General features: G+C 70.5%; 1 protein-coding gene. It reads left to right on the forward strand.

Annotated elements, in window-relative coordinates; translation table 11 throughout:
• Positions 1–109: 109 nt before the first annotated feature.
• Positions 110–1,130: cache domain-containing protein (locus G3N93_RS40530; protein ID WP_277396620.1), on the forward strand; the 1,021-nt coding region annotated here is incomplete at its 3' end.

Raw genomic sequence — 1,130 nt, forward strand, 5'->3', positions numbered from 1 at the left:
TTCGCGCAGGCCGCTTCGCACGCGCCGCCGCCGGCTTTGCCGGCGCGCGGCGCGCGTCGTTCAGGGCGTCGTTTCGGGCGTCACGCCGGGCGGACGGTTGCGGGCTTCGATGAGGGCGAACGTGCAAAAAGGCTTCAAGGGAATCCCGTGGTGGGGCTGGGCATCGGCCGGCGTGCTGTATGTGTGCGTCGCGGCCGCGGCCGTCGACTTCGCGTGGGAACGCGCGATCGACGCGCTCGAGGAAACCGGCGCGCACCGGCTCGACCTGTATGCGTCGAGCCTGAAAAGCGAGCTCGGCCGCTTCGAGATCCTGCCCGGCCTGGTCGCGCGGCAGGACGGCGTGCGCACGATGCTGAAAGCCGCGCCGCACGATGCCCCCGAGCTCGTGCACACGGTCAACACCTATCTTGAAGCCGTGAACCGCGACGCGGGCAGCGGCGCGGTCGACGTGATCGACCTGCAGGGCGACGTGATCGCCGCCAGCAACTGGAACGAGACGCTCAGCTTCGTCGGCACCAACGTGTCGTACCGGCCGTACTTCAAGGACGCGCTCGCGCGCGGCAGCGGCCGCTTCTTCGGCATCGGCACCAACACCGGCGTGCCGGGCGTCTACTTCGCCAGCGCGGTGCGCGACGACGGCGTGCCGATCGGCGTGGCCGCCGTGAAGATCAGCGTCGATCCGCTCGAATCAGCGTGGCGTGCGCCGGGCGTCGCCGCAATGGTCGTCGACAGCAACGGCGTGGTCGTGATCTCGACCGAACCCGCGTGGAAATTCACCGCGCTGCGCCCGATCACCGCGCAGCAGCAGCACGACATCCAGGCGTCGCGGCAATACGCAGGCCGCACGGTCGACGCGCTGCCGTACCGCCACATCGGCGACCGCAGCGCAGCCGCATGGTTCGGCACCTTTCCCGATACGCGCCACAGCGGCCGCACCACGCGCTATCTCGTGATGTCGCGCCCCGCGCCGCAGGCCGGCGATTCGCTGATGGTGCTGCTCGACATCGCGGGCGCGCGGCGCCAGCAGCAGACGGCCTTCGTGTTCGTCACCGGCGCGTTCCTGATCGCCGCGCTGCTCGCCGGCTACGCGATCCAGCGCCGCCGGGCGATCGTCGCGCGAGATCGGAAGA

The organism is Burkholderia sp. Se-20378 (assembly GCF_017104665.1).
Lineage (GTDB): Bacteria > Pseudomonadota > Gammaproteobacteria > Burkholderiales > Burkholderiaceae > Burkholderia > Burkholderia lata.